The organism is Pseudomonas sp. RGM 3321 (genome assembly GCF_022836805.1).
Taxonomy (GTDB): Bacteria; Pseudomonadota; Gammaproteobacteria; order Pseudomonadales; family Pseudomonadaceae; genus Aquipseudomonas.
In genome coordinates this window covers 84,116-110,935 of sequence record NZ_JALHBH010000111.1, presented here as the reverse complement: position 1 = coordinate 110,935, position 26,820 = coordinate 84,116, and the positions used below count along the sequence as shown (strand labels likewise).

Genomic DNA, 26,820 nt, shown 5'->3' with positions numbered 1-26,820 from the left:
AATAACGTCTCTAGCCAATATCGTCGCTGCTCATGCCCAATACTCCCCTGGCCAGTCGCCCCCATGACCACTCTCACTGCGTACATTCGGCACTCGCCGAAGCGGATGCCCTGTGCGCCAAACAGGGGCTGCGCCTGACCGCCTTGCGCCGTCGCGTGCTGGAACTGGTCTGGCAAAGCCACAAACCGCTGGGTGCCTACGACATCCTCGCGGTGCTGAGTGATGAAGACGGTCGCCGCGCCGCGCCGCCAACCGTTTACCGCGCACTGGATTTCCTGCTCGAAAACGGTCTGGTGCACCGCATCGCCTCGCTCAACGCATTCACCGGCTGCAATCACCCCACTCATGCGCATCAGGGCCAGTTTCTGATTTGCCGCCTGTGTCACGCGGCGATCGAGCTGCAGCACCCGGCCATCAGCAATGCCGTCATCGATGCCGCTGCAGGCGTCGGCTTCGCGGTCGAAGGCCAGACGGTCGAGATCGTGGGTGTATGCGCCGGTTGCAAGGCGGCTTGATGACGGATGCATTGATACGTCTGGAGCAGGTCGCTGTAACGCTGTCCGGGCAAAGCGTTCTGGACAATATCCAGTTGAGCGTCAAACCCGGCGAGATCGTGACCCTGATCGGCCCCAACGGTGCCGGCAAGACCACGCTGGTGCGTGCGGTGCTGGGGCTGCTCAAGCCTGACTCCGGGACCGTCTGGCGCAAGCCGAAACTGCGTGTCGGCTACATGCCGCAAAAGCTGCATGTGGACCAGACGCTGCCGCTGTCGGTGCTGCGCTTCCTGCGTCTGGTTCCCGGTGTGGATCGCACGGCCGCAGCGTCGGCCCTGGAAGAAGTCGGGGCCGAAAAGGTCATCGACAGCCCGACTCAAGGCATTTCCGGTGGCGAGATGCAGCGCGTTCTGCTGGCCCGGGCCTTGTTGCGCAAGCCTGAATTGCTGGTGCTCGATGAGCCGGTGCAGGGTGTCGACGTGGCAGGTCAGGCCGAGCTGTACGGCCTCATCACCCGTTTGCGCGACCGCCACCAGTGCGGTGTGCTGATGGTGTCTCATGATCTGCATCTGGTTATGAGTACGACCGACCAGGTGGTATGCCTGAACCGCCATGTCTGCTGCTCCGGGCATCCCGAGCAGGTCAGTCATGATCCGGCGTTTGTCGAGCTGTTCGGCAAAAACGCACAAAGCCTGGCGATCTACCACCACCATCACGACCACGCCCATGATCTGCATGGCGCTGTGGTGAATGATGCCCCGGCGACTTCGTCACATACTCACACTCATGTTCACGGAGACCACTGCAAGCATGGCTGATTTTTTACTGTATGCCTTGCTCGCAGGCGTTGCTCTGGCTGTTGTCGCAGGCCCGCTGGGGTCGTTCGTGGTCTGGCGGCGCATGGCGTACTTCGGCGATACGCTGTCCCATGCGGCATTGCTCGGCGTGGCGCTTGGCTTCCTGCTGGATATCAGCCCGACCATCGCGGTGACGGTCGGCTGCCTGCTGCTGGCGGTGCTGTTGGTCACGCTGCAACAGCGCCAGCCGCTGGCCTCGGACACGCTGCTGGGGATCCTCGCACCGAGCACGCTGTCGCTCGGCCTGGTGGTGCTCAGCTTCATGCATGAAGTGCGTATCGACCTGATGGCTTATCTGTTCGGCGACCTGCTGGCCATCAGCCCGGCTGATCTGGCCTGGATTTTGGGCGGTAGCGCTCTGGTGCTGGTATTGATTGTTGCGCTGTGGCGCCCGTTGCTGGCAATCACCGTCCATGAAGAACTGGCACGGGTCGAAGGCCTGCCCGTTGCGGCATTGCGCATGGCGCTGATGCTGCTGATCGCCGTGGTAATCGCCGTGGCGATGAAGATCGTCGGTGTTCTGCTGATTACGTCGCTGCTGATCATTCCTGCCGCTGCGGCACAGCGTCACGCCCGCTCGCCGGAGCAGATGGCCTTGGGTGCAAGCCTGTTGGGCGTGATCGCCGTGTGTGTCGGGCTATCATTGTCATGGTTCAAGGACACCCCGGCCGGACCGTCTATAGTGGTATCCGCTGCAGCGTTGTTCTTGCTCAGCTTTGTTCTACCCAGGCGAGCGGTGTAGACTTGCTCGTTTTTTGCGCAAACTAGAGAATCGCAGGAATGAAGCCGTTCGCCCCACGCTATCTGCTGCTTGTCGCATTTTCCATCCTGCTGGGTGCCTGCCAGAGTGCGCCCACTGCCGAGACGCCTGCCTCCGAGGTTCAACCTGACGCGTTCGCTCAGCTGGAGCAGAACATCGTCAGCAATGAGCTGGCGACGGCCGAGGATCAACTGGCCGCGTTGCAGGCCGCCAATCCTGCCGATATTCGCCTTGAGCCTTTTCAGCGCCGTCTGGCCGAAGCCTATCTGAGCCGCAGCCAGATCAGCCTGCAGAAGGGTGATATGAATGCGGCGGCCAACGCACTGACTCGTGCGCGCGCGCTGATGCCCAAGGCACCGGCGCTGACCAGTGGCGTCAACGGCGCTATCGCTCATGCGCGCAAGGCCGAGCTGGAGAAAGCCGAAGCAGATTTGAAGGCGGCGGAAGCCAGAAGGGTGGCCAAGCTGGTCGATCCGTCAGCGGAGAAAACCACGATTGATCTTAAAATCGGCGATATGCGTGCACTGCGTCGTCAACTGGACGATATCGCAGCCGATACCGTAGCGTTCAACTGTGAAGTACTGCTGGTGGTGCCGCGTACCGAAGACTACCCGTGGCTGGCTACTTTGCTGACCAAGCGGGTGGTCAAAGCCAATCCGGATTTTGAGCTGGAATTGCGTCGTCAGATCGAGCGCAATGAAAAAGCGCATATTGTGCTGACGCCAGCGAAGTCCTGAGTCGATCCTTCAAAGTGGACGCAGAGCGTCCAGAACTGCATTCCTACGCGGAGCGTGAGGAACGAGAAGTGTTCGGGAGTCTATGCGGAGGGTGAGAGTGTTCAGAAAGGCGCTCCCACGCCGGAGCGTGGGAGCGATGTAGCCGCGTCAGATCAAGCCGGTACAGCCTTGGCTTTCACTTCACGATCCCACACGCGGTGCTGAGCAATCGCGTGGAAGAACGGTTTGAACGATTTGCTATCGGATACCACCAGCAGGCCGGCATCTTCATCCAGACGCAACAAGCTCAGCAGATCCTTGGCTTCCCCGGCAACGGAGATGGCCTTGAGGTGCTTGTAGGCTTCCAGGATGAAGTGCAATGCCACGCCGTCGCCTTTCAGCGCCTCGATCGAAGCCTTGCCGCCCGGCACGAAGACTGCGTCGAACGCTACCGAAGGCAGGCCTTCAGCCGATGCGTCCACTGGCAGGCTCTTGCCGTCAGCGGTCTTGACCGGTGCGGAGGTCGGGCCCAGTACCTTGGCGTGTGCGCCTTCGGCAGTCAGTGCGGCTTTCATGGCTTCGACTGCTTTGCCGTCCACGCCGTCTGCCACAAGAATGGCAACCTTGCGCGAAACGATATCGCCAGACAACAGGTTGACCTGGCTTAGCGCCGGAGACTCTTTTACCGAGGTCGGGCGCACCGGTACGGTCCCGGCAGTTGGTGCTGGCAAGCCCAGATTGGCAGCTACGCGACTGGCCAGCTCCAGGTCGATATTGGCCAGAATCTCGTTGACCTGACGGGCACGAATGTACTCGCGCTCGACCTTGCCCAGCTCGAAGCTGTAAGCCGCGATGATGTGCTCTTTCTCGTGATGGCTCATGCTCTGGAAGAACAATGTGGCCTGCGAGAAGTGGTCGCCAAACGATTCGCTGCGCTCACGCACCTTGTGCGCTTCAACGCGCTCAGGGTAAGTCTCGAAGCCGCCATCTACCGGGCCGGCAGGGGTTTCTTTCGGCCAGCCGCCATCAATCGAATTCGGCTCGTAGGAAGCGCGGCCCTTGTCGATGGTGGTGCGGTGTTGTGCATCGCGCTGACCGTTGTGGTTCGGCGCAATCGGACGGTTGATCGGGATCTCGTGAAAGTTCGGCCCACCAAGACGGCTGATCTGCGTGTCGGTGTAGGAGAACAGACGACCTTGCAGCAACGGGTCGTTGGAGAAGTCGATACCCGGCACGATGTGGCCCGGGCAAAAGGCAACCTGCTCGGTCTCGGCGAAATAGTTGTCCGGGTTGCGGTTCAGTACCATCTTGCCCAGCGGAGTGACCGGTACCAGTTCTTCGGGAATGATCTTGGTCGGATCGAGCAGGTCGAAGTCGAACTTGTGTTCGTCTTCCTCGGCGACGATCTGCACGCCCAGTTCCCATTCCGGGTAGTCGCCCATCTCGATGGACTCCCACAGGTCGCGGCGGTGGAAATCGGTGTCCTTGCCGGCGAGCTTCTGCGCTTCGTCCCACACCAGCGAGCACACGCCGAACTTGGGCTTCCAGTGAAACTTCACGAAGCTCGACTTACCTTCGGTATTGATAAAACGGAAGGTGTGGATACCGAAGCCCTGCATGGTGCGCAGGCTTTTCGGAATAGCACGGTCGGACATGGTCCACAGCACCATGTGCGCAGATTCCGGCACCAGCGAAACGAAGTCCCAGAAGGTATCGTGAGCAGAGCCCCCGGTCGGGATTTCGTTGTGCGGCTCGGGTTTCACCGCGTGCACGAAGTCAGGAAACTTGATCGCGTCCTGAATGAAGAACACCGGCATGTTGTTCCCCACCAGGTCGAAGTTGCCTTCGTCGGTGTAGAGCTTGACGGCAAAGCCACGCACGTCACGCACGGTGTCGCCCGAACCACGTGGGCCCTGAACGGTGGAGAAGCGCACGAACACCGGGGTCTTCTTGCCCGGATCACGCAGAAAGCCCGCTTTACTCAGCGCGCCATGGTCTTCGTAGGTCTGGAAATAACCATGTGCCGCTGTGCCGCGGGCGTGAACGATACGCTCCGGGATGCGCTCATGGTCAAAGTGCGTGATCTTTTCACGCATGATGAAGTCTTCAAGCAGCGACGGGCCACGGCTGCCGACTTTCAGGGTGTTCTGGTTGTCGGAAATCTTGACGCCGTGATTGGTACGCAATGCCTGGCTGGTAGCGTCCGAGCGAAACTGCTCGAGGCTGTCCAGCTTGTCGTTGGTGTTGCCACGGTCCGGGGTTTCGGTACCTGCCATTGCGCTTTTCAGCGTTTCGGTTGCAGGTGGTGCTTTCTTGCTAGCCATCAGAAACTCCTTATATCGCCCCAATCGTTGAGTTGGGTTCGCTGAATACGACTTCCCTGACGTAAGCGGGAAATCACGGTATCCAAGAAGTGACCGAGGCCTAAAACAGCCGTTCCCTTTATTTGCCGTACACTTTCACCAACGGTCGCGTTATGCCCATTGCGCAGGGCAGCTTGCAAATAAATGCTAAGCACAGCGGGCCGGACAGGCTAAAATGCGCGCCCGGCTTTACCCGGCCGAGGTAACGAAGCAAGTGGCGTCCTGCCACTGCGCTGATTTTTTAACGCGCCCCACAAGGTTCGCTCCGTGATCGAGTTTCATAACGTCCACAAAACCTACCGGGTGGCAGGCAAGGAAATACCGGCCGTGCACCCTACCAGCCTGCGCGTCGACGGCGGCCAGGTGTTCGGCATCATCGGCCATTCCGGCGCTGGCAAAAGTACCCTGCTGCGCCTGATCAACCGTCTGGAGACCCCGAGCGGTGGACAGATCGTTGTTGATGGTGAAGACGTCACGGCGCTTGATGCCAACGGTTTGCGCCGCTTCCGCCAACAAGTCGGGATGATCTTCCAGCACTTCAATCTGCTGGCCTCCAAAACCGTGGCCGATAATGTTGCGATGCCGCTGACGCTGGCCGGTGATATGCCTCGCAAGCAGATCGACCAGCGCGTGGCTGAGCTGCTGGAGCGGGTTGGGTTGTCCGATCATGCGAAAAAATACCCGGCGCAATTGTCCGGCGGCCAGAAGCAGCGCGTCGGCATCGCCCGCGCCCTGGCCACCAAACCGAAAATCCTGCTGTGCGACGAAGCCACCAGCGCGCTGGACCCGCAGACCACTGCGTCGGTTTTGCAACTGTTGGCCGAGATCAATCGCGAGCTGAAGCTGACCATCGTGCTCATCACCCATGAAATGGACGTGATTCGTCGCGTCTGTGACCAGGTGGCGGTCATGGACGCTGGCGTGATTGTCGAGCAAGGCAAGGTCGCCGATGTATTTCTGCATCCGCAGCACCCGACGACCAAGCGTTTTGTGCAGGAAGATGACCAGATCGATGAAAACGAACAGCGTGACGACTTCGCTCATGTTCAAGGCCGTATCGTGCGCCTGACCTTTCAGGGCGAGGCGACGTATGCGCCTTTGCTGGGCACCGTGGCACGCGAAACCGGCGTCGACTACAGCATCCTTGCCGGACGCATTGACCGCATCAAGGACACCCCTTACGGGCAGTTGACGCTGGCCATTACCGGCGGTGATATGGACGCTGCCTTTGCGCGCTTCACCGCCGCCGACGTTCATATGGAGGTGCTGCGCTGATGGACGCTTTTCTGAACCTGTTTTCCAATGTCGACTGGTACGAGATCTGGGTCGCCACCGGCGACACGTTGATCATGCTCGGTGTTTCGCTTGGCTTCACCATCCTGCTTGGCCTGCCGCTGGGTGTGCTGATGTTCCTCACTTCGCCGCGTCAGTTGCTGGAACACAAGCAACTGTACGCCACGGTCGGGCTGATTGTGAACATGCTGCGTGCGTTGCCGTTCATCATCCTGCTGATCGTGATGATGCCGCTCACCGAAATCATTACCGGCACGTCACTGGGCATCCTCGGCACGTTGCCGCCGCTGATCGCCGGTGCCACCCCGTTCTTTGCGCGTCTGGTAGAGACAGCATTGCGCGAAGTGGATCGCGGCATCATCGAAGCCACGCAGGCCATGGGCGCCACGACTCGGCAGATTATCGTCAAGGCGCTGCTGCCTGAAGCGCGCCCCGGCATTCTGGCTGCAATCACTGTTACCGCCATTGCGCTGGTGTCGTTCACCGCCATGGCCGGTGCCGTGGGGGCGGGCGGGCTGGGCGATCTGGCCATCCGATATGGTTATCAACGCTTCCAGAACGATGTGATGTTCGTGACGGTCGTATTGTTGCTGGTGCTGGTGCAGATTCTGCAAACCATCGGCGACAGACTGGTCGCGCATTTCACACATCGTTGATCGAACCGTTGGTATTGGCCCGCCTGTGCGGGCCCAAAGGAGTTGTTGCATGAAAAAACTATTGGCCATATTCGCCGCTGTTACTGCCTTGTCCGCGCAGGCCAACGAAACCCTGACCGTCGCGGCCTCTGCCATGCCGCACGCCGAGATTCTCGAGTTCGTCAAACCGACGCTGGCCAAAGAGGGCGTGGACTTGAACATCAAGGTGTTCAACGACTACATCCAGCCGAACGTACAGGTGTCGCAGAAGCGTATGGACGCGAACTTCTTCCAGCACCAGCCGTATCTGGATGAGTTCAACAAGGGCAAGGGCACAGATCTGGTGGCCGTAGCCAAAGTTCACGTAGAACCGTTCGGCGCGTACTCGGACAAGTTCAAGAAGCTGGAAGAGCTACCCAACGGTGCCAACGTCGCCCTGCCAAACGACGCCACCAATGAAGGCCGTGCCTTGCTGCTGCTGGCCAAGGCAGGTCTGATTACCTTGAAGGATCCGACCAATATCCTGTCCAAGCCTTCGGATGTCGTGAATAACCCGAAAGACCTCAAGTTCCGTGAGCTGGAGGCGGCTACGCTGCCCCGCGTACTGACTCAAGTCGATCTGGCGCTGATCAACACTAATTATGCCTTGAGCGCCAAGCTTGAGCCGACCAAGGACGCACTGATCATCGAAGGTGCCGATTCGCCCTACGCGAACATTCTGGTTGCCCGCCCGGACAACAAGGATTCAGACGCGATGAAAAAGCTGGTGGCGGCCCTGCAGAGCCCTGAAGTGAAAACCTTCCTGGCCGAAAAGTATAAAGGCGCTGTGGTTCCCGCGTTCTGATCTGATCGCACCTTGTGGTTCTCGCGCCGAGGCTCTGTGTCCTTGGCGACGCAGAGCATTGGGGCTGCATTCCCGCGCCAGACACAACCCTATTGCTCCCACGCTCCGCGTGGTAGCGCCCTTCAGGACGCTCCGCGTCCTCGGCGACTTCGTCTCAGTGCACTGACTAATCCCTCTCCAGCAACCCAGGCAATTGCTTCACCAGCTTCTGGTTGTTCAGCGGCGCGCGGATAAAGCCTCGCTGGGTGCCGTCCGGCCCGATCAAAGCCAGGTTGCCGCTGTGGTCGACAAAGTAGTTCGGTTTGCTGGTATCGGCCGGAATGAACGGGATGCTCACTGCGTTGGCCAGCTTCTGGATATCTGCGACAGGTGCCGTGAGGCCGATGTACTGCTTGTCGAAATAACCCAGATATTGCTTGAGCTGCTGTGGCGTGTCGCGGTCAGGGTCGACGCTGACCAGCACCACACGCATGCGCTGCACCACCTTTTCAGGTAGCTCGGTCCTGATCTGCTTTATCTGCGCCAGGGTCGTGGGGCAGATGTCCGGGCAGAAGGTGTAACCGAAGAAAATCAGCGTCCATTTACCTTTCAAGTCATCAAGGGCCAGCGCTACGCCGTTCTGGTCCGACATGCTCAAGGCTGGCAACTGGCGGCTTTTCGGTAGCAGCACAATGCCTGCGTCGTTAAGCGCCGCCTGATCCTCTGACCCGCTGCCCGGCAGCAACTGGCTGAGGATCAGGCCCAGAACGAGGGCAACAATGGCGGCAGCGATAAAAATGGTTTTCTGGATACGGTTCATGGCATCAACGCGGGTAGTGATCGGCATGTGGCTGGGGATGATGGCTTATATGACATCAAGCGCCTAGGGCGCAGTGACATCGAACAGCGTATAGGCGAGGGTCAGGCGTTTCACCTCTGTGGGCAAGTCGCGGTCGACGATGAAACGCACGGGCATTTCGACACGCTCACCCGGCTGTAAGGTCTGTTGGGTGAAGCAGAAACATTCGGTCTTGTGAAACCACTCTGCCGCCTTCCCCGGCGAAATACCCGGCACAGCCTGGGCTTTCATCGGTTTGTCAGTAGGGTTCTGCGCCACGAAAATCATTTCGTTGAGCGCACCAGGGTTGATTTGCATCTGGCTGGTACGCGGGTAGAACGCCCAGACCATCCCGGCAGAGTTGGTGGCGGTGAACTGCACCTCGATCTGCCGCGAAACGTCCTGTTCGCCGTTTCTGCCGTGCCCGGTCAGCAACCCATAGAGCGACGGCAATGCAAATCCGCAGACAAACATGGTCACCAGCAAACAGATCGAACGCAGAGCAAGCCGTTTGGATAAAAGAGGCTGAGTCATGCCGGGCTCACTTTTTATGTCAGACAGCGTGTCGAAAAGGCTGCGGGCGGCTTCAGAGTAGCCTGCTTACACCACAGCAAGGTGCCGTATTTATGCGCCACTGTAGGCAAATTGTCAGAAACTGAGCAAAAAAATGCCTTGATATAGCCAATGTATATAAATGCGATCCGGTTATAGCAAAAATGTCTTAGGCATTTAGTTAACCGAGCTAACGTATGACTCTCAATAACCGAACCACGGGGTTTGATGCCCTCAGGAGTCCCCACCGCCATGAACACCGCCGCATTGCGCGAGCAGATACAACTAGCCCATCAACATGAGGCCCGGACCGGCCACCTGCTGCAACAACTGGAACAAAAGCTCCCACATCTCCATCCCGCCATCCACTTGCCGGATGTCGACGCAAAAGACGTGTTGACGCGTTTCGTCACCGCCTACATCGATCTGGTACCCGATCTGCTGGACGCTGCTCATGAGGTTGCACTGGAAGCCGGGATCGAAGGGCAGATAAAGCCAGTGCTGAAAATCGCCGAGCATTTTTTCGCGGCCCCACCTTCCATCATGGATGGACATGAAGGTCTGGAAAGCCTGTTGGACGAGGCTTATCTGGCTCATCGGCTGGTCGAGGAAGTGAATGACCTGTACATCAAGCATTTCGGTCAGCCGCTGATACCATCAAATACCACGGTTGCCAGCGTGATTGCCCACCAGTTGATCGGCGAGCAATTTGCCAACCAGCTGGACGAGGCGGTTCACCATGCCGTCGACAAGCTGCTTGATGATGAAAGTTTCGCGCTGGACTCCGTCGAGGCCTACCGCGAAAAACTGACCAGCCCTGATACAGGGGCAGCGTGGAAGCGCTGGCCAAGCCTGTCACGGCAATTGGGCATCGGCCTGGAGCTGGAGCGCTCCGTCATCTGATTCAGAGGCCCGAATCAATGTCTTCGCCCGCAATGGAAGGAGCCGGATATCGCTCCGCTGCTACGCGAAGACCCATCCAGCTCCCATCACTTCTGTAGCCCGAGGCTTTGACTATCAGGCTGCGCCAGAGCCTATCCCCTTTGTTGTGTAGATCCGCCCTTCCAGACGACGCTTCAACCCACGCGGCTCAATGAGCAGTCGGGTGCCATGAGCGGCATTGGAACGTCCCCACTCTTCCAGCAGTTCCAGGCACGAGTGGTCTATGTAGGACAGATTGCCCAGAGGCACATGCACGGTGCTGCCCTGCGGGATAGTGCCCAGAGCCTGAGTCAGCGCTGGCACCTTGAGGAACGTCGCGGCACCGACCAGACGCAGCTCAAACTCTTTCTCGCCCGCCAGTTCGACCACGTTGATCTTCAGGCGCGACGCCTTGAGCGCCAGCTTGACCAGGGTCAGGCCGAAACCGACCAGTACACCGGTCAACAGGTCAGTGAAGATGATCGCCACGGCAGTTGCTGCGTAGGTGAACATCGGCATCCGGCCGTAGCGGCCCAGACCACGAAAGGCTTTGAGATCGACCAGCTTCAAGCCGGTGTAGACTAGGACGCCTGCCAGACTCGCGACCGGAATGCTCTGCAGCACACTCGACAGCAGCAACACGAAAGCCAGCAGCCACAGGCCGTGAAAGATGGTCGAGAAACGGGTCGTGGCACCGGCCTGAACGTTGGCCGAGCTACGCACAATAACGCCGGTCATCGGCAATGCACCCAACAGGCCGCAGAGCATGTTGCCCACGCCTTGCGCGCTGAGTTCCTTGTCGAAGTCCGAACGCTGACCACTGTGCATACGGTCGACCGCCGAGGCGGAAAGCAGGGTTTCGGCACTGGCAATGAACGCTACGACGATAGCGGCAACCAGAATGGCCGGATCGGCCAGGTTCATCAGGTCGGCCGGACGCAGCCAGTCGATGGCGTCGGCCAGGTTGTCCGGCACTTCGACACGTTTTACCTGCAAGGCCATGAACAGGCTGATGCCGGTTGCGATACCGACGCCCAACAGCGCGCCGGGTACGAAGCGCAGAGACTGCGGACGGAGTTTTTCCCAGCCCCACATGATCAGCATTGTGCCCAGACCGAGCATACCGGCCTGCATGCCGGTGCCTGGCCCGATGGCCTGCATCAATGTGGCGGGGAAGCCGATCAGATTGTCCAGCCCGGAAGGTTTGGGGCCGCTGTCGAACATGACGTGTGCCTGTGACAGGACGATCAGCACGCCAATACCGGCGAGCATGCCATAGACCACTGCGGGTGCCGTGACCCGAAACCAGCAGCCAAGCTTGAATCGACCTGCCAGCAGTTGAAGCAGGCCGGCCAGCAGCAGAATCGGGCCCAGCATGGCCATGCCGTGCTCGCGCACCACTTCAAAAACCAGTACCGCCAGACCCGCTGCCGGACCACTGACCTGCAGCGGCGAACCGGCTATCCAGCCGACCACCAACCCGCCAATGATGCCGGTAATCAGGCCTTTGGCCGGAGGCATGCCGGATGCGATTGCAATCCCCATGCACAGCGGCAGTGCGACCAGAAACACGACCACGGAAGCGAGTAGCTCCCGTGGCAAAGCGGATTTCAGTTGTGTAATACCCATGACGCTTCTCCGGGATTCTTCAGACGAGGCAAGACGGGCGACGCGCATCCTGCGCAGCCGCCATCAGCTGATAAAGAAGGGCTTGCCGTCAGTCGGACTGGTAATCAGTCGGCTGAAAAGCGTGCTTTCGGGGAAGCCATCGGTGTCGGCCCCGTACCGTCGAGCGGTATGAAACGATCACGCTCGGCGTCATAAGCCAGAATTTCGCTGGTTTCGATGCTGTAGACCCAGCCGTGAATGAACAACTGACCGCTGGCCATCTTCGCTGCAACCGAAGGGTGGGTGCGCAAGTGTTGCAGCTGGGAAATCACGTTTTCCTGAGTCAGGACCTGCATGGTTTCCAGCTCGCCGCTGCAGCTGCAGTTCTGCTCGACCACCGTGCGGGCGACCTCGGCATGACGCAACCAGGCTTTTACCGTGGGCATCTTGTCCAGGCTGTCAGGGTTGAGTACTGCACGCATGGCGCCGCAGTCGGAATGCCCGCAGACAATGATGTGTTGCACGCCCAGCGCGACAACTGCGTATTCCAGAGCTGTGGACACACCACCGTTCATCTGGCCATACGGAGGCACAACGTTACCGACGTTACGCGTCACGAACAGGTCGCCTGGCGAGCTTTGGGTAATCAGTTCGGGCACTATGCGCGAGTCGGCGCAGGTGATGAACATGGCCCGTGGCGACTGGGCGGTCGCCAGCTTCTTGAACAGTTCTTCCTGCTGAGGGAAGACCTCGTTACGAAAATGTACAAAGCCATCGACGATGTGTTTCAACGCTACGTCGGCGCTGTCCGAATGGCTTGATGTGCTTGGCGACGTAGCCGAATGCTGTTTACCGATGTCTGTCATGTCTTCATCCTCTCTGACGGATTGATATGGATTCTTCATGCCTGTTTGACCAGAGCCGGATGTGATCCCTGTAAATGGCATCACGAACAAATCCCTTGAGCGCTATCGCTGGTGACACTCCGAGTTACAGACTAATCGCCCAAGCTTAAGCGAAACTGAATGCGATGGCTCTGGGACGAGGGTTTGCACGATAGTACCAAGTTCGTCACAGCAGTGACATTTGTCCTCCTGGCGGACAAAAAGCATCGCAATCGAGTGCGAAACCGCCACGTTTGTTCAATCCAAGCCGTTTGATTGCCAGGGCATAGCGTTGAGCCAGTAGATCGGCAAACGGCCCTTCACCGCGCATCCTTGAGCCAAACTGACTGTCGTACAGCGCTCCGCCGCGGCTTTGACGAATCAGGCTCATCACATGTTCGGCACGTTGCGGGTAATGCGTCTTCAGCCACTCGTCGAACAACGGGGCGACCTCCAGCGGCAGGCGCAGCATCACGTAACTTGCGCTTAGCGCGCCTGCAGCTTTCGCCTCGCTCAGCAGCGCCTCCAGTTCGCTGTCATTGATCATCGGAATCATGGGCGCGCACAGCACCCCGACGGGCACGCCCGCCTGGCGCAACACCCGAATGGCCCGCAAGCGAGCCTTGGGCGCAGCTGCCCTGGGTTCTAGGATGCATTTGAGCTCATCATCCAGTGTAGTCAGGCTGATGAATACTGATACCAGCCGAAGTCTGGCCATCTCTGCGAGCAGGTCCAGGTCGCGCAGGATCAGCGAGCCCTTGGTAATGATGCTGACCGGGTGCCGGTAGCGCAGCAACACCTCAAGCGTGGCGCGAGTGATGCGGTATTCACGTTCGATAGGCTGATACGGGTCGGTATTGGCCCCCAGCGTGATGGGCGCGCAGCGGTAGCCTGGCTTGGAGAGTTGTTGCTCCAGCAGTGCCGCCGCGTTGGTCTTGGCGATCAGCTTTGTTTCGAAATCAAGGCCCGGCGACATGTCCCAGTAGGCATGGCTGGGCCTGGCGAAACAATAAATGCAGCCGTGCTCGCAGCCTCGGTAAGGGTTGATCGAGCGATCAAAGGGGATATCCGGCGAGCTATTGCGGGTAATGATGCTTTTGGCGGTTTCGCTGGTGACCTGGGTGCCTTGGGTCAGTGGCACTTCCTGATACCAGCCGTCGTCTTCGGCTACGGACTGGCTGGGTGCAAAGCGATTATGCGGATTGCTGGCAGTACCGCGACCACGAACCGGATAGAGGCTGGACATCTGGCATTACTCAAATACTGTTTATGCATACAGTAAAGCATAAGGCCGTGATGGATCACTATGACTGGCTTGTAAAACACCGCTCGTCTGACGGGCGGTGCATTGGGTTCGTCCGGCGGCAGGTCAGGCATCGCCTTCGTGGGTCAGCTCCAGCACGCGGTCAACCAGCTTGTTAATGCCCGATGCAGCCTCGCTGATGCTTTTGGCAACCATATAAGCGGGCGTGCTGATCAGTTTTCGCGCTTCGTCTTCGACGATGTCATCGACAGCGCATGGCGCGTGGCTTCCGCCCATTTTGGTAATGGTCGCAGCGGTATCCGGGTCGTTGCCGATGGTGCAGGTAACGCCGGGACCGTAGATCTTCGCTGCAAGTGCCGGGGTGATGCAGATCAGCCCGACCGGTTTGCCTGCTTCTGCGAACGCTTCTGCGAGTTCCAGCAGCCCGGCTTCCACCTGACACGCAGGGCCTTGCAGGGCAAGGTCCGAAAGGTTCTTCGCCGAGCCGAAACCGCCCGGGATGATCAGGGCGTCAAAGTCTTCTGCATTTGCTTCGCGGATGTCTTTCACTTCGCCCCGTGCAATGCGCGCAGATTCGATCAGCACATTGCGCGACTCGGGCATTTCCTCGCCAGTCAGGTGATTGATGACGTGATGCTGGGCAATGTTCGGCGCAAAGCACTGGACCTGCGCACCACGTTGATCCAGACGAAGCAGGGTGAGGACGCTTTCATGGATTTCGGCACCGTCATAGACGCCACAGCCGGACAGGATTACAGCCACTTTTTTCTGCATCGATTCGGCTCCTTGTACTTGAGCAATCTAAGGCTTCTTTTAATTCGTCCATTAATTGATCGCTTTACAGGCCGAGTGTTCAGTTCACGCGTTACAGGCTACGCAAACGTGCGTGGGGAAGGGCGGTGCTCGCAAGGTCAGGCAGCGGCTGCGCGCTGCCGCCGAGTGAGGCCTGTCAGCCTGCACTCGGGGAAAGAAACGGAGAAATTAATCGTCGGATTTTTTCGTCAGGTCGACGGGCACGGTGACAGGTGTATCCAGATCGGACGCCGCTGTCGATGCACAGAAGCGGCTCTTTTCTTCACGCTCTTCACGGGCAATACGCGCGTTCTTGATGCGTCGGCGCAGCCATAGACCAAGGCCGAGCAGTATCAGGGCACCGAGCACCCAGAGTTCGTATTTCTTGACGTTGCCCAGCAAGCTCTCGAGAACCGCGCCGAAATGGTAGGCCGCCGAACCCAGCGCCGCCGCCCAGACAGCCGCACCGATACCGTTGAGCAGCAGGTAACGCCCCGGCGGGTAGCCTGACAGACCGATGGCCACCGGCATGACCGTTCGCAGGCCATACACGAAGCGGAAGCTCAGTACCCATATGTCCGGGTGCTTGCGCACCAGCCGCAGGGCCTTGTCGCCCATGAGTTGCCAGCGGGGCTTGCGCGCCAGGAGCTTGCGGCCGTGTTTGCGCCCCATGAAATACCACAACTGGTCGCCCGCATAGCTGCCGCAGAAGGCGACGAGGATGACGATATTGAGGTCCATGTATCCGCGAAACGCCAGAAAGCCGGCGAGAACCAGAATGGTCTCGCCTTCAAAAAAGGTGCCGAGGAACAGGGCAAAGTAGCCGAATTCGTTCAAGAAATTCTGGAGCATTGTCTGGATGCTGGCGAAATGAACGCGCAGCCTAACGCGCCCAAGGCAATGATGAAAGTGTCGATATGTGTCTCGACGTTAAAGATTCTTGCAACCACAATGGTCGGATCCTCATAAGGGCCATGACCGCGACGTGCAGTCGCAGGTCGAACCATGACTGTCACACATTGGTCATAATGGCGGCTTATAACTGTCGCGCTTGCCCGCGTAAGCGGGCTCAGGAGTCTCGCCGTGAGCTTTACCCCCGCAAACCGCCTGTTTCCTCTCACTCGTCTGCGCCGTAATCGCCGCGACGACTTTTCCCGTAGGCTGGTGCGTGAAAACGTTGTCACCGTTGATGATCTGATTCTCCCCGTATTTGTCCTCGATGGTGAAAACCGTCGTGAATCCATCGCCTCGATGCCTGGCGTCGAGCGTCTTAGTGTCGATCTGTTGCTTGAGGAAGCCGAGCACTGGGTTGCGCTGGGCATTCCTGCACTGGCCTTGTTCCCGGTAACGCCTGCCGAGAAAAAATCTCTGGATGGCGCTGAAGCCTGGAACCCGGATGGCATTGCGCAACGCGCCACCCGCGCGTTGCGTGACCGTTTCCCGGAGCTGGGCGTCATCACTGATGTGGCGCTGGACCCGTTTACCACTCATGGTCAGGACGGCATCCTCGACGAAGAGGGCTATGTGCAGAACGACATCACTGTCGACGCACTGGTGAAGCAGGCCTTGTCGCACGCCGATGCAGGTGCTCAGGTGATCGCTCCGTCGGACATGATGGACGGTCGCATCCAGGCCATCCGTGAGTCGCTGGAACTGGCCGGGCACGTCAACGTGCGGATCATGGCCTACTCGGCCAAATACGCCAGCGCCTATTACGGCCCGTTCCGTGATGCGGTGGGTTCTTCGCTGAATCTGGGCAAGGCCAACAAGGCGTCCTATCAGATGGACCCGGCCAACAGCAACGAGGCACTGCACGAAGTCGCAGCTGATCTTGCTGAAGGCGCCGACATGGTAATGGTCAAGCCAGGCATGCCTTATCTGGACATCCTGCACAGGGTCAAGGATGAGTTCAAAGTGCCGACCTTTGTCTATCAGGTCAGTGGCGAATACGCGATGCACATGGCAGCAATCCAGAATGGTTGGCTGAGTGAAGGGGTTATTCTCGAGTCCCTCACAGCCTTCAAACGCGCCGGTGCCGACGGCATCCTTACCTACTTCGCTGTTCGCGCCGCTCAACTGTTGAAGGGGCAATAGCCTCACAGGATCATTCATGAATACCGAAGCACTCATCGAAGCCGCTGTTGAAGTCGATGTTCCGCAGGCCACGCCCGCGGTTGAACCTGACATCGAAGTAATCCCGGCCATTGAGGCACCTGCCGCTGCGGTGCCCGCTATCGTCGCTCCGAACCTGGACGACAGCAGCCTGTATATCCACCGTGAACTGTCGCAATTGCAGTTCAACATCCGGGTACTGGAGCAGGCGCTCGATGAGTCCTACCCGTTGCTGGAGCGGCTGAAGTTTCTGCTGATCTTCTCCAGCAACCTCGATGAGTTCTTCGAGATTCGTGTCGCAGGTCTGAAGAAACAGATCACCTTTGCCCGTGAACAGGCCGGGGCCGACGGTTTGCAGCCGCACCAGGCGCTGGCCAGAATCAGCGAGCTGGTGCATGGCCATGTTGATCGCCAGTACGCGATCCTCAACGACATTCTGCTCCCGGAGCTGGAAAAGCATCAGGTCCGCTTCATTCGTCGTCGTCACTGGACGGCCAAACTCAAGGCCTGGGTACGTCGCTACTTCCGTGACGAGATCGCGCCGATCATCACCCCGATCGGTCTGGACCCGACGCACCCGTTCCCGTTGCTGGTCAACAAGAGCCTGAACTTCATTGTCGAGCTTGAAGGTATCGATGCCTTCGGTCGCGACTCGGGTCTTGCGATCATCCCGGCACCGCGTTTGCTGCCGCGTGTCATCAAGGTGCCGGAAGAGGTTTGTGGCCCAGGCGACAACTTCGTGTTCCTGTCGTCGATGATCCACGCTCACGCCGACGACCTGTTTCAGGGTATGAAAGTCAAGGGCTGCTACCAGTTCCGCCTGACCCGAAACGCCGATCTGGCGCTGGACTCGGAAGACGTGGAAGACCTGGCGCGGGCCCTGCGCGGCGAGCTGTTCTCGCGTCGCTACGGCGATGCGGTACGTCTGGAAGTGGCGGATACCTGCCCCAAACACCTGTCGGACTACCTGCTCAAGCAGTTCAACCTGAACGAGTCCGAGCTGTATCAGGTCAACGGGCCGGTCAACCTGACGCGTCTGTTCAGCATTACTGGCCTGGACAGCCACCCTGAATTGCAATACCCGCCGTTCACGCCAGCGATCCCCAAACTGCTGCAGAACAGCGAAAACATTTTCAGCGTGATCAGCAAGCAGGACATTCTGCTGCTGCATCCTTTCGAGTCATTCACGCCGGTTGTCGACCTGCTGCGTCAGGCGGCAAAGGATCCACACGTTCTGGCTGTGCGCCAGACGCTGTACCGCAGCGGTGCGAACTCGGAAATCGTCGATGCGCTGGTCGATGCGGCGCGTAACGGTAAAGAGGTCACCGCGGTGATCGAACTGCGCGCCCGTTTTGACGAAGAGTCCAACCTGCAACTGGCCAGCCGTCTTCAGGCTGCCGGTGCGGTGGTGATCTACGGTGTGGTCGGCTTCAAGACCCACGCCAAGATGATGCTGATCCTGCGTCGCGAAGCTGGCGAGATCGTGCGTTATGCACACCTCGGGACCGGTAACTATCACGCCGGTAACGCGCGTCTTTACACCGACTACAGCCTGCTGACCTCTGACGATGCGTTGTGTGAAGACGTCGGCAAACTGTTCAGCCAGTTGATCGGCATGGGCAAGACGCTGCGCATGAAAAAACTGCTGCATGCGCCTTTCACGCTCAAGAAAGGCATGCTCGACATGATTGCCCGCGAGACGCAGTTTGCGCTCGATGGCAAGCCAGCGCACATCATCGCCAAGTTCAACTCGTTGACCGATCCGAAGATCATTCGCGCGTTGTACAAGGCCAGTCAGTCCGGTGTGCGCATCGATCTGGTGGTGCGCGGCATGTGCTGCCTGCGTCCGGGCATCGCCGGGGTTTCGCACAACATCCATGTGCGCTCGATCATCGGCCGATTCCTGGAGCACACGCGCGTGTTCTACTTCCTCAACGGCGGCGACGAGCAGATGTTCCTGTCGAGTGCCGACTGGATGGAGCGCAACCTCGACAAGCGCGTCGAGACCTGCTTCCCGGTGGAAGGCAAGAAGTTGATTCTGCGTGTGAAGAAGGAGCTGGAAAGCTACCTGACCGACAACACCCACAGCTGGCTGTTGCAGTCAGACGGGCGTTACGTGCGCAGCACGCCGACCGGCAATCAGAACGCCCGAAGCGCCCAGGCGACCCTGCTGGAGCGCCTGAGCAACCCGGTCCTCAGCGTACGCTGAAGACGATGCCGACTCGGGTCAGCCACTCCGCTTCCAGCGCGAAGTCGGCCTGAGTCAGCTGATTGTTTTCCAGCCAGCCTTTCGGGAATTCGGCGTCCAGATTCGGGCCGTCGGCACGCAAGATCACGCGTGGCATCTCCTGGGTGCCACGAATGTGGTGAAACAGAATCGCAAAGCGCAACAACACGCACAGGCGAATCAGCTTGATGCCTTCTGCGCCGAAATCGGCGAACTTGTCCTTGGGGATATTGCGGCGATGACCGCGCACCAGCAGAGCAAGCATTTGCTGGTCTTCGCGTGAGAAACCGGCTAGGTCAGAATGCTCGATCAGGTACGCGCCGTGCTTGTGGTAATGATAGTGAGCAATGTCCAGGCCGATCTCATGCACCTTGGCGGCCCAGCTCAGCAGTTCGGCGTAGCTCTCGTGTTGCAACTCCCAGCTTTCGGCAACCTGCTCCAGCGCATGCAACGCCTTGGCTTCGACGCGTGCGGCCTGTTCCAGATCAACATGGTAGCGCTCCATCAGCGAGCTGAGGGTGCGCTCACGCACGTCTTCATGATGATGGCGGCCCATCAGGTCGTACAGCACGCCTTCACGCAGGGCGCCTTCGCAGTGATCCATGCGCTTGAGCTCAAGCGCATCGAAGATCGCTTCAAGAATCGCCAGGCCTGCGGGGAAAATCGCGCGACGGTCGGGCTTGATGCCGTCGAAGTCGATCTTTTCGACGTCACCCAGCTTGAACAGCTTGCGCTTGAGCCAGGCCAGCCCTTCGGCATTGACCTCGCCAGCGCCGTAACCATTGGCTTTGAGCGCAAGGCCGATAGCGCGAATGGTGCCTGACGAACCAATGGCTTCATCCCACTTCAGGCGATGCAGCGCATGTTCGATGCTCATGATTTCCAAACGGGCAGCGGTGTAGGCCTGTGCGTAGCGCGCGGGTGTCACCTTGCCGTCGCGGAAGTAGCGCTGAGTAAAACTCACGCAGCCCATCTGCAGGCTTTCACGCAGTAGCGGCTCAAAGCGCTGGCCGATGATAAATTCGGTACTGCCGCCGCCGATGTCGGCGACCAGACGCTTGCCGGGGGTGTCGGCCAGCGTGTGCGAAACGCCCAGATAAATGAGGCGCGCCTCTTCGCGGCCGGAGATCACTTCCACCGGATGGCCGAGAATCTCTTCGGCGCGATGAATGAAGTCGTTGCGGTTGCGGGCTTCACGCAGCGCGTTGGTGCCCACGATGCGTACGGCACCGGGCGGCAGACCATTGATCAGCTGGGCAAAGCGTTTCAGGCAGTCGAGACCGCGCTGCATGGATTCTTCGGTCAACTGGCGTTCTTCGTCGATGCCAGCGGCCAACTGCACCTTCTCGCCCAGGCGCTCAAGAATGCGAATTTCGCCCTGATTGGCTTTCGCCACAACCATATGAAAACTGTTGGAGCCCAGGTCGATGGCGGCGATCAGTGAAAAATTCTTGGGTGTTGAGTGCGGCATGGTAAGGAAATCCAGTTCGATAACCGGACCATCGTGCCACGATCCATGCCTGCCGCCAACGCGAAGCTGTCCAGGCGGCGGAAATACCCGGTATTACTCGCGCGCGTGGCGTATGGCTATCAATGCCATGTGACGCAGAGCGTCACCAAAATGCATTGCCACGCTAAAGCGTGCGGAACGAGAGGTATCCCTAAGAACGCCATAGTGTCTATGCGCCGCGCTCAGCGTAATACCCAGTCTTCGTGGGAGCGAGCTTGCTCGCGAAGAGGCCGGTGCAGCCCCCGGAAATATGGCGTTTGGACCAAAGTCTTCGTGAGCAAGCTCACTCCCACCAAGATTTCTGTCCAGCCAGACACTGCCGCTTCAGCCCTTTTCCAGGCTCTTCGGGGTTTGTGTATAACGCTGATCGCTTCGCGTGGACATGCTGTTCCGGACGCTCTGCGTTCAGCGTCAGGCGTGCTCCACTGTGCCGATGAAGTTCGCCAGTTCCGGGGTTTTCGGGTTGGCGAAGAGTACTTTCGGGTCGCCCACTTCGTGCACCTTGCCCTGGTGCATGAACACCAGCTTGTCGCCCACTTCGCGGGCGAAGCGCATTTCGTGAGTCACCATGATCAGGGTCATACCGTCGGCGGCCAACTGGCGCACCACGCTGAGCACTTCGTTGACCAGCTCCGGGTCCAGCGCCGAGGTGATTTCGTCGCACAGCAACACTTTGGGCGACATCGCCAGTGCGCGGGCAATCGCTACGCGTTGCTGCTGGCCACCAGACAGGCGATCCGGGAAGGCGTCGAACTTCTCGCCCAGCCCGACGCGCTCCAGCATCTTTCTCGCCAGCGACGCCGCTTCGGCCTTGGGCACCTTCTGCACGACCTGCGGCGCGAGCATTACGTTCTCGCCCACGCTCAGGTGCGGGAATAGATTGAACTGCTGAAACACCATGCCGACCTTCTGGCGCAGGGTACGCAGATCGGCGCGTGCGGCGTCCAGGTATTCGCCATCGACCTCGATCACACCATCGTTGATCGACTCCAGGCCGTTGAGCGTGCGCAACAGGGTGCTTTTGCCCGAGCCGCTGCGACCGATGATCGCCACGACCTGACCTTCTTCAACCGACAGATCGATGCCTTTGAGCACGTGATGATCGCCATAGTATTTATGCAGGGCGGAAATTCTAAGCAGAGGCATGTAGTCTCCTTTCCAGATGGCGCGCGCACAGCGACAAGGGGTAGCACAGGATGAAGTAGCCCAAAGCAACGAAGCCATAGACCATGAAAGGTTCGAAGGTGGCATTGGCCAGCATGCTGCCGGTCTTGGTCAGTTCGGTGAAGCCGATGATCGACGTCACCGCGGTGCCTTTGACCACCTGCACGGAGAAGCCAACCGTTGGCGCAACTGCGATACGCAAGGCCTGAGGCAGTATCACGTAGCGCATCTGCTCCAACGGGGTCATCGCCAGGCTGGCAGACGCTTCCCACTGGCCCTTGGAGATAGACTCCACGCAGCCGCGCCAGATCTCGGCGAGGTAGGCGCTGGTAAACAGCGTCAAGGCCAGAGCTGCCGCTGCCCAGGGCGAAATGTTCATGCCCATCAGGGCAACACCGAAGAACACCAGAAACAGCTGCATCAGCAGTGGCGTGCCTTGAAACAGTTCTATATAGAGCTTGGCGGTCACACGCGGGCCGGTTTTTTCCGAGGTACGCATGCCCATCACCAGCAAGCCGATCAAGCCGCCACCAATGAAGGCCACCAGCGACAGGGCAACGGTCCATTGCAGGCCGATCAGCAGATTGCGCAGGATGTCCCAGAGGGTGAAATCCATCAGCTGTTCCTCGATATGTAGCGACGCCCGATCCAGGCCAGCAACTGGCGGATCAGCAGCGCCATGGCCAGGTAGATCAGCGTGGTCACAATGTAGGTTTCGAACGAGCGGAAGTTGCGTGACTGGATGAAGTTGGCAAAGAAGCTCAACTCTTCAGTGGCAATCTGCGAGCAGACCGCCGAGCCCAGCATCACAATGATGATCTGGCTGCTCAGTGCCGGCCAGACCTTGCCCAGCGCCGGAACCAGCACCACGTAGCGAAACGCTTCATAACGATTCATCGCCAGCGCTGCCGACGCTTCAAGCTGCCCCTTGGGAATCGCCTGGATGCCTGCCCGAATGATTTCTGTTGAGTAGGCGCCCAGGTTGATCACCATCGCCAGCACCGCTGCCTGCCATTCCGAGATCTGCACGCCCAGCGACGGCAGGCCGAAGAAAATGAAGAACAGCTGGACCAGGAACGGTGTGTTGCGGATCAGCTCGACATAGATCGCAAAGATCGTCGCAAAGGGCTGGATCTTCCAGGCCCTCACGACGGCACCGACAATGCCGAGGCTGACGCCCAGCAGGGTGCCAATAGCAGTCAGTTCCAGCGTGAACAAAGCCCCGCGCAACAGCACATCAATGTTCTGCAGGACCGGTGTAAAGTCGAAATGATAAGCCATTGGTGAATCCTGTGACCGGGAAAGCAGTGATCAGAGATCGGCAGGCAGCGGTTGCTTCAGCCATTTCTGCGACGCTTTTTCCAGCGCGCCGTCAGCCTTGGCGGCGTTCAGGATCTCGTCGACCTTGCCCAGCAGTTCCGGCTGACCCTTGTTCACGCCGACATAAACAGGCGAATCCTTGAGTTTCACTTTCAGCGCTGGAATGCGCTTGGGGTTGCGCTCGCTGATAGCGACCATCACCACGTTGCCGCTGGCGATCAGGTCGGTCTGGCCAGCCAGGTAAGCGGCAATGGTCGAATTGTTGTCTTCAAAGCGCTTGATGGTTGCGCCTTCCGGTGCAACTTTCGACAGCTCGATGTCTTCGATCGCGCCACGGGTGACACTGATGGTCTTGCCTTTCAGGTCAGCGATGTCCTTGACCGGAGAATCAGGTGGGCCGAATACCGCCAGGTAGAACGGCGCGTAAGCGCGGGAGAAGTCGATGACTTTCTCGCGATCCGGGTTCTTGCCCAGGCTGGAGATCACCAGATCAACCTTGCCGGTGGTCAGGAACGGAATACGGTTGGTGCTGTTGACCGGCGTCAGTTCCAGCTTGACCTTCAATTGGTCGGCCAGCAGTTGCGCGGTGTCGATGTCCAGGCCGCGAGGCTTCATGTCCGGGCCGACCGAGCCGAATGGCGGGAAGTCCTGCGGAACGGCCACCTTCAGGGTGCCACGCGCTACAACGTCGTCCAGGCCGTTGGCGTGGGCGGGTGTCTGGCTCAGCATCAGGCTGGCAAACAGTGCAGCAAGCAGGGCGCTGTAACGCTTGGTCATAGAAATCTCCGGGCGAAACGTAGGATGTTGGCCTGTCTCCAGTGCACAGCGCATGCCATCCGACGATGACGTGCCATAACTCAAGCTTTGCAGAGTGTTTATGGTCTTACTGGTCTGACCAGTCAAGGCATGGTTCGCCCTGCTTTGGCGCGTTGGAAAGCCCTGCCGCCCCAGCACTGGGCGTCGCTTGCCGAATCTTCGGGATGGCGATAAAAGGGATTTTTACTGGACTGACTGGCCTGAACAGTGATGCCCCACACCTCACTCGCAGTACCCGAATCAGCCCTCCGGGCCATTCGCAAGTTGATTGCCGAGCAAGGCTACAAGCCCGGCGAAAGCCTGCCGTCGCAGCGCGATCTGGCTGTTTTGCTGGGGGTCAGTCGTGCTTCATTACGTGAGGCCTTGTCATCGCTCAGCGCATTGGGAGTGGTCAGCGTCCAGCCGGGTAAAGGCGTGTTCGTGCAGTCCATTTCTGAACCAGAACAGCGCACGAGTGGTTTTTCCTGGCCTTTTGAGGCACAGGTTTCTCCGGCCGACACGTTTCAACTGCGCTACGCGCTGGAAGGCTTCGCTGCGGGTCTGGCGGCCGTCACCCTGACCGCCGATGAACGGGATGTGCTTGAAGACAATGTCGAAGCCATGCGTATGGAATTGCGTGCCGGTGACTTCGAGGCCGCAGCCCGGCTGGATTTCGAGTTTCACCGGCACATCCTGGTCGCCAGTGGCAATCAGGCCATGCTGGGAATCGTGACCGCAGGTGCCGACATCTTCCTTGAGAGCCAGAAAATGCCGTTCATACGTGCGGCAAGGGTCATGGAAACCTGGCAGGAGCACCGCAAGATCCTTCGCGCGCTGGCTCGGCATGCGTCGGGGCCCGCGCAAAAGGCCATGCAGGATCATATCCGTGGCGCAGCACTTCGCACCGGCATCGTGTTCGTTTCGCCTTCCAACTGAGCCCCTGCCATAACTCCAGTCATGCACCACCATAGCCAGACTCAATGAACCTTCGCTTCCTGAATGACTTGCAGCCCGCTATGATGAGCGTCGTTTTTCGCCTATGACCTCGGAGACTTCCATGAGCAACGAAAAGATCAAACACGTCACCGACGCTAACTTCGAAGCCGAAGTACTCAAGGCTGAGGGTGCTGTGCTTGTAGACTACTGGGCTGAGTGGTGCGGTCCGTGCAAGATGATTGCCCCGGTGCTGGACGAAATCGCCGACACCTATGCAGGCAAGCTGACAATTGCCAAGCTGAATATTGACGAGAATCAGGAAACTCCTGCCAAGCATGGCGTGCGCGGTATCCCGACGTTGATGCTGTTCAAGAATGGCAACGTTGAAGCGACCAAAGTCGGTGCGCTGTCGAAGTCGCAGCTGGCCGCGTTTCTCGACGCCAACATCTGAGACGTTTCAAAGCCCCGCAAATTGCGGGGTTTTTTTCGGGTGCTGCACTAGACGCCTGGAAAATCCGGTGGTACATTCGGCCCCGCAACGGCTTCTCCGTTGCCCCCTGCTAGCCGTCGCCGACGCTCTCCTTTCGATTTAGTACGCGATCCTGTCGCCTTCTCTGCGGCGCGGCCTCATTAAGCCAAAAGCTTAATTTCCCCCTCCATACATGATTACGTCATTCCCCATATGAACCTGACTGAACTCAAGCAAAAGCCGATTACCGAATTGCTCGAAATGGCCGAACAGGCTGGCATAGAAAATATGGCCCGTTCGCGCAAGCAGGACGTCATTTTTTCCCTGCTCAAACGGCACGCCAAAAGTGGCGAGGAAATATCCGGTGATGGCGTGCTGGAGATTCTCCAGGACGGCTTCGGTTTCCTGCGCTCTGCAGACGCTTCCTACCTGGCCGGCCCGGATGACATCTATGTCTCCCCTAGCCAGATCCGCCGTTTCAACCTGCGTACCGGCGACACCATCGTTGGCAAGATCCGTCCACCAAAGGAAGGTGAGCGTTATTTCGCTCTGCTCAAGGTCGACACGATCAACTACGACCGTCCGGAAAACGCCAAGAACAAGATTCTGTTCGAAAACCTGACGCCGCTGTTCCCGACGATTCGCATGAAGATGGAAGCCGGTAACGGTTCCACCGAAGACCTGACCGGTCGTGTGATCGATCTGTGCGCACCGATCGGTAAAGGTCAGCGTGGTCTGATCGTTGCTCCGCCGAAAGCGGGCAAGACCATCATGCTGCAGAACATCGCGTCGAACATCACGCGTAACAACCCGGAAGTGCACCTGATCGTTCTGCTGATCGATGAGCGTCCGGAGGAAGTAACCGAAATGCAGCGCACCGTGCGCGGCGAAGTGGTTGCCTCGACATTCGACGAACCGCCAACCCGTCACGTACAGGTTGCCGAAATGGTGATCGAGAAGGCCAAGCGCCTGGTCGAGCACAAGAAAGACGTCGTTATCCTGCTGGACTCCATCACTCGCCTGGCTCGCGCCTACAACACCGTCATCCCGAGCTCCGGCAAGGTACTGACCGGTGGTGTCGATGCTCATGCACTCGAGAAGCCAAAGCGCTTCTTCGGTGCTGCGCGAAACATCGAAGAAGGCGGCTCGTTGACCATCATCGCCACCGCACTGGTTGAAACCGGTTCGAAGATGGATGAAGTCATCTACGAAGAGTTCAAGGGTACTGGCAACATGGAGCTGCCTCTGGATCGCAAGATCGCAGAGAAGCGTGTGTTCCCGGCCATCAACATCAACCGCTCCGGCACACGCCGTGAAGAGCTGTTGACCGCTGATGACGAGTTGCAGCGCATGTGGATCCTGCGCAAGCTTCTGCACCCGATGGACGAAGTCGCGGCTATCGAGTTCCTGATCGACAAGCTCAAGCAGACCAAGACCAACGACGAGTTCTTCCTGTCCATGAAACGCAAGTAACTGGCAGGCTGAAA

At 58.9% G+C, this 26,820-nt stretch carries 26 protein-coding genes; 13 read left to right on the top strand and 13 right to left on the bottom strand.

Going from position 1 to position 26,820, the window contains the following annotated elements:
• Positions 1-32 precede the first annotated feature (32 nt).
• The 4 genes from RGM3321_RS15325 to RGM3321_RS15310 are packed head-to-tail and all read left to right on the top strand — an operon-like array spanning position 33 to position 2,848.
• Positions 33-515, top strand: a complete 483-nt coding sequence (locus tag RGM3321_RS15325; RefSeq protein ID WP_244393761.1) for a Fur family transcriptional regulator — start codon at positions 33-35, stop codon at positions 513-515.
• Positions 515-1,312, top strand: a complete 798-nt coding sequence (gene znuC, locus RGM3321_RS15320; RefSeq protein WP_244393806.1) for a zinc ABC transporter ATP-binding protein ZnuC — start codon at positions 515-517, stop codon at positions 1,310-1,312. The genes RGM3321_RS15325 and znuC overlap by 1 nt, the downstream gene beginning before the upstream one ends.
• On the top strand, positions 1,305-2,093 hold the full coding sequence (gene znuB / locus RGM3321_RS15315) for a zinc ABC transporter permease subunit ZnuB (RefSeq protein WP_244393760.1): 789 nt from the start codon (positions 1,305-1,307) through the stop codon (positions 2,091-2,093). The genes znuC and znuB overlap by 8 nt, the downstream gene beginning before the upstream one ends.
• Positions 2,094-2,131: 38 nt before the next feature.
• Entirely contained in the window at positions 2,132-2,848 is a 717-nt protein-coding gene (locus tag RGM3321_RS15310) for a PA5502 family lipoprotein (protein ID WP_244393759.1), read from the top strand.
• Between the two features lie 152 nt (positions 2,849-3,000).
• Here RGM3321_RS15310 and katE read toward each other — a convergent pair whose 3' ends face one another.
• Positions 3,001-5,151: a catalase HPII gene (gene katE, locus RGM3321_RS15305; protein ID WP_244393758.1), complete on the bottom strand. Its 2,151-nt coding sequence runs from the start codon at positions 5,149-5,151 to the stop codon at positions 3,001-3,003.
• Positions 5,152-5,457: 306 nt separating this feature from the next.
• On the opposite strand from katE, the gene RGM3321_RS15300 reads away from it, so the two are divergent.
• Genes RGM3321_RS15300 through RGM3321_RS15290 form a run of 3 tightly spaced genes read left to right on the top strand, consistent with a single transcriptional unit; the run spans position 5,458 to position 7,962 of the window.
• Positions 5,458-6,465, top strand: a complete 1,008-nt coding sequence (locus RGM3321_RS15300; protein ID WP_244393757.1) for a methionine ABC transporter ATP-binding protein — start codon at positions 5,458-5,460, stop codon at positions 6,463-6,465.
• Positions 6,465-7,139, top strand: coding sequence for a methionine ABC transporter permease (locus RGM3321_RS15295; RefSeq protein ID WP_004666537.1), 675 nt, complete (start codon positions 6,465-6,467; stop codon positions 7,137-7,139). The genes RGM3321_RS15300 and RGM3321_RS15295 overlap by 1 nt, the downstream gene beginning before the upstream one ends.
• A gap of 49 nt (positions 7,140-7,188) precedes the next feature.
• The gene (locus RGM3321_RS15290; RefSeq protein WP_244393756.1) at positions 7,189-7,962 is read left to right on the top strand and encodes a MetQ/NlpA family ABC transporter substrate-binding protein; all 774 of its coding nucleotides are present in this window, start codon (positions 7,189-7,191) and stop codon (positions 7,960-7,962) included.
• A gap of 166 nt (positions 7,963-8,128) precedes the next feature.
• Here RGM3321_RS15290 and RGM3321_RS15285 read toward each other — a convergent pair whose 3' ends face one another.
• Together RGM3321_RS15285 and RGM3321_RS15280 are read right to left on the bottom strand one after the other, a co-directional pair.
• Positions 8,129-8,761, bottom strand: a complete 633-nt coding sequence (locus tag RGM3321_RS15285; protein WP_244393805.1) for an SCO family protein — start codon at positions 8,759-8,761, stop codon at positions 8,129-8,131.
• A gap of 63 nt (positions 8,762-8,824) precedes the next feature.
• A complete protein-coding gene (locus tag RGM3321_RS15280) occupies positions 8,825-9,313 on the bottom strand; it encodes a cytochrome c oxidase assembly protein (RefSeq protein WP_244393755.1) in 489 nt (162 codons plus the stop codon).
• 270 nt (positions 9,314-9,583) lie between these two features.
• Here RGM3321_RS15280 and RGM3321_RS15275 point away from each other — a divergent pair, with 270 nt between their 5' ends.
• Complete coding sequence (locus tag RGM3321_RS15275) at positions 9,584-10,234, top strand: hypothetical protein (protein WP_244393754.1); 651 nt, start codon at positions 9,584-9,586, stop codon at positions 10,232-10,234.
• Between the two features lie 114 nt (positions 10,235-10,348).
• Here RGM3321_RS15275 and RGM3321_RS15270 read toward each other — a convergent pair whose 3' ends face one another.
• The 5 genes from RGM3321_RS15270 to RGM3321_RS15250 all read right to left on the bottom strand — a co-directional run bounded on the left by RGM3321_RS15270 (position 10,349) and on the right by RGM3321_RS15250 (position 15,652).
• The gene (locus RGM3321_RS15270; RefSeq protein WP_244393753.1) at positions 10,349-11,881 is read right to left on the bottom strand and encodes a SulP family inorganic anion transporter; all 1,533 of its coding nucleotides are present in this window, start codon (positions 11,879-11,881) and stop codon (positions 10,349-10,351) included.
• 104 nt (positions 11,882-11,985) lie between these two features.
• On the bottom strand, positions 11,986-12,726 hold the full coding sequence (locus tag RGM3321_RS15265) for a carbonic anhydrase (RefSeq protein WP_244393752.1): 741 nt from the start codon (positions 12,724-12,726) through the stop codon (positions 11,986-11,988).
• 205 nt (positions 12,727-12,931) lie between these two features.
• On the bottom strand, positions 12,932-13,990 hold the full coding sequence (locus RGM3321_RS15260) for a PA0069 family radical SAM protein (RefSeq protein ID WP_244393750.1): 1,059 nt from the start codon (positions 13,988-13,990) through the stop codon (positions 12,932-12,934).
• Positions 13,991-14,113: 123 nt separating this feature from the next.
• Positions 14,114-14,782 (bottom strand): isoprenoid biosynthesis glyoxalase ElbB, encoded by a 669-nt coding sequence (gene elbB / locus RGM3321_RS15255; protein ID WP_244393749.1) that lies wholly within the window; start codon positions 14,780-14,782, stop codon positions 14,114-14,116.
• A 207-nt stretch (positions 14,783-14,989) separates the two neighbouring features.
• On the bottom strand, positions 14,990-15,652 hold the full coding sequence (locus RGM3321_RS15250; protein ID WP_244393748.1) for a DedA family protein: 663 nt from the start codon (positions 15,650-15,652) through the stop codon (positions 14,990-14,992).
• A gap of 231 nt (positions 15,653-15,883) precedes the next feature.
• Between RGM3321_RS15250 and hemB the strand changes: the two genes are divergently transcribed.
• Positions 15,884-16,894 (top strand): porphobilinogen synthase, encoded by a 1,011-nt coding sequence (hemB, locus tag RGM3321_RS15245; RefSeq protein WP_004655202.1) that lies wholly within the window; start codon positions 15,884-15,886, stop codon positions 16,892-16,894.
• A 16-nt stretch (positions 16,895-16,910) separates the two neighbouring features.
• Positions 16,911-19,121 (top strand): polyphosphate kinase 1, encoded by a 2,211-nt coding sequence (gene ppk1 / locus RGM3321_RS15240; RefSeq protein WP_244393746.1) that lies wholly within the window; start codon positions 16,911-16,913, stop codon positions 19,119-19,121.
• On the opposite strand, the gene ppx is transcribed toward ppk1, so the two are convergent.
• The 5 genes from ppx to RGM3321_RS15215 all read right to left on the bottom strand — a co-directional run bounded on the left by ppx (position 19,108) and on the right by RGM3321_RS15215 (position 23,910).
• The gene (gene ppx / locus RGM3321_RS15235) at positions 19,108-20,610 is read right to left on the bottom strand and encodes an exopolyphosphatase (protein ID WP_244393744.1); all 1,503 of its coding nucleotides are present in this window, start codon (positions 20,608-20,610) and stop codon (positions 19,108-19,110) included. The genes ppk1 and ppx overlap by 14 nt on opposite strands.
• Before the next feature lie 450 nt (positions 20,611-21,060).
• Complete coding sequence (locus RGM3321_RS15230; protein ID WP_244393742.1) at positions 21,061-21,795, bottom strand: amino acid ABC transporter ATP-binding protein; 735 nt, start codon at positions 21,793-21,795, stop codon at positions 21,061-21,063.
• On the bottom strand, positions 21,782-22,432 hold the full coding sequence (locus RGM3321_RS15225; protein WP_244393804.1) for an amino acid ABC transporter permease: 651 nt from the start codon (positions 22,430-22,432) through the stop codon (positions 21,782-21,784). Before RGM3321_RS15225 ends, RGM3321_RS15230 begins: the two co-directional genes overlap by 14 nt.
• A complete protein-coding gene (locus RGM3321_RS15220) occupies positions 22,429-23,094 on the bottom strand; it encodes an amino acid ABC transporter permease (RefSeq protein WP_004666535.1) in 666 nt (221 codons plus the stop codon). Before RGM3321_RS15220 ends, RGM3321_RS15225 begins: the two co-directional genes overlap by 4 nt.
• A 30-nt stretch (positions 23,095-23,124) precedes the next feature.
• Entirely contained in the window at positions 23,125-23,910 is a 786-nt protein-coding gene (locus RGM3321_RS15215) for a transporter substrate-binding domain-containing protein (RefSeq protein ID WP_002551557.1), read from the bottom strand.
• Between the two features lie 249 nt (positions 23,911-24,159).
• Between RGM3321_RS15215 and RGM3321_RS15210 the strand changes: the two genes are divergently transcribed.
• From RGM3321_RS15210 to rho, 3 genes are all read left to right on the top strand, one after another.
• Complete coding sequence (locus RGM3321_RS15210; protein ID WP_244393741.1) at positions 24,160-24,864, top strand: FadR/GntR family transcriptional regulator; 705 nt, start codon at positions 24,160-24,162, stop codon at positions 24,862-24,864.
• A gap of 121 nt (positions 24,865-24,985) precedes the next feature.
• Entirely contained in the window at positions 24,986-25,315 is a 330-nt protein-coding gene (trxA, locus tag RGM3321_RS15205; protein WP_004655183.1) for a thioredoxin TrxA, read from the top strand.
• Positions 25,316-25,546: 231 nt separating this feature from the next.
• A complete protein-coding gene (rho, locus tag RGM3321_RS15200; protein WP_002551560.1) occupies positions 25,547-26,806 on the top strand; it encodes a transcription termination factor Rho in 1,260 nt (419 codons plus the stop codon).
• Positions 26,807-26,820 lie beyond the last annotated feature (14 nt).